Below are 1,767 nucleotides of genomic sequence, written 5' to 3' on the forward strand. Positions count from 1 at the left end.
TTTCGGGATCGATGCCTTCCGCTGCAAGCAGCATGTCCAGCACGCTCCGTGACGGAGTCCCTTTCCGGGTATTGATGAACCGGGCATGCACAAGATCTTCAAGCCCCAGCCCGTCCTGCGATGCGATGCCGAGTTCCACCCTCGCAATGTGGATGAACCCCAGGGCCTTGATTTCAGAAAACTCCATGAGCGGCTGGTATACCCCTATCAGGTTCTGTGCCGGGAAGACCAGCGGGGCAGCATGGCAGGTGTTGTTTTTCAGTGACTGGATCCCCGTGAAGTTACCCGGGTTGGTCGCGTGGATAAAGAGTCCCTTATCATGGGCAAGGTTTGCCAGCTCCTCGAGAGCCGGGTCCAGCGTACCGGTAAAAAACAGTGTCCGTTCGATACTCCCGGGATCGGTCGTGAGGAATACCTCGTGGTCCGTGCCCGCCTCGAACCCCTCAACCGGTGCAGGGATGTGGGTATACCCGTTGGCCTTGACCGTGGCCATCTGGACACCGGCCCCTTTCCCGTGCGGCATGCCATAGAGGGTGTTTCCAATCCGGCCTACGAAGAGTGGCACAAACTCGTCGAAACCAGGATCGGACGTGAGCGCCTGTGCCAGCTTTACGGTAACCGGGTATTTCGGGGCCGGGGCAAATCCCCAGGACTCCAGAAGGGGCGCTGCAAACTCCCGTAGCACCGTTTGGGCCGCAAGTGGGTAGCCGGGAAGGCCAAGGACGGGTTTTCCGTCGACTTTTCCCAGCATCACCGGCTTGCCGGGTTTGACGGCAACCCCATGGAAGATAAGATCCCCGATAGACCGGATCACGCCTTCGGTGAAATCGCGGGTGCCGGCTGATGACCCGGCAGAGATGAGGACCAGGTCGTTTTCCCGGGTTGCTTTTTTGAGCGCTTCGCGGATAAAGTCGGGGTCGTCAGGAACAATGGGATACCGGGTGCACCGGGCCCCGGTCTGCGAAAGGAAGACCTGCGCCATGACGGTGTTGCTTTCGACAACCTGCCCGGGCCCGGGCCGGACACCGAGCGGCACGAGCTCGCTCCCCGTGGGGATGATCCCCACGTTCACGGCAAGAACCTTAATGGTGGAAAACCCGTACGTTGCGAGAGCCCCGATGTCGAACGGGCGGATCAGGTGGCCCCGCGGGATGACGAGTTTCTTCTCCTTGATGTCCTCGCCAGCAGGTCTGACATGCTGCCATGGAATCGCGGCCCGCCGGATCTGGTAGCGGTCGCCAGACTCCCAGACATCCTCGATCATGACAACGGCATCGAACTCCGGGGGGATGATGTTGCCGGTATTCACCCGTGCGCAGTGATCGAGGGTGAGCGGGTTCCGGTCGCTGGCGCCGATCGTGTCCCGGCTCCTGACCGCGATCCCGTCCATTGCGGAGATGTTCACCTCAGGCACGGAATATTTTGCATAGATCGGTTCTATCGCAACCCGCCCGGCAGCCTGCAGGATCGGGACTTTCTCGGTTCTCCGGGGCGGGGGAAAGGAGGTGGTCAAAAGGTTCAGTGCTTCGGCAAGGGACCGGAGCTCAAGATAGCGTTTTACCATGCTGCAATCCCCCGCATCCTGATCTCTGGTGTCATCTGTTATCAGTAAAATGAGACCATGTTCAGGCCAGGGTCACGTTCTCTTCGGTCTTTCCCAGCGCTGCGAGATACACCGGCCACTGGGTCTCCGGGTCGAGATCCGCAAGTTTTGTCATCAGCTCGTCGTGGAACATATCCGAAGGAAATACCCTGAGCCCGATGCCC

Annotated in this window: 1 protein-coding gene; it reads right to left on the reverse strand. The window is 59.9% G+C overall.

The genetic code is table 11. The features are described 5' to 3' along the window. On the reverse strand, positions 1 to 1,564 hold a 1,564-nt coding region (locus CW742_RS11865; RefSeq protein ID WP_292420643.1), incomplete at its 3' end, for a molybdopterin-binding protein. Positions 1,565 to 1,767 lie beyond the last annotated feature (203 nt).

The organism is Methanoregula sp. (assembly GCF_002835825.1).
Taxonomy (GTDB): domain Archaea; phylum Halobacteriota; class Methanomicrobia; order Methanomicrobiales; family Methanospirillaceae; genus Methanoregula.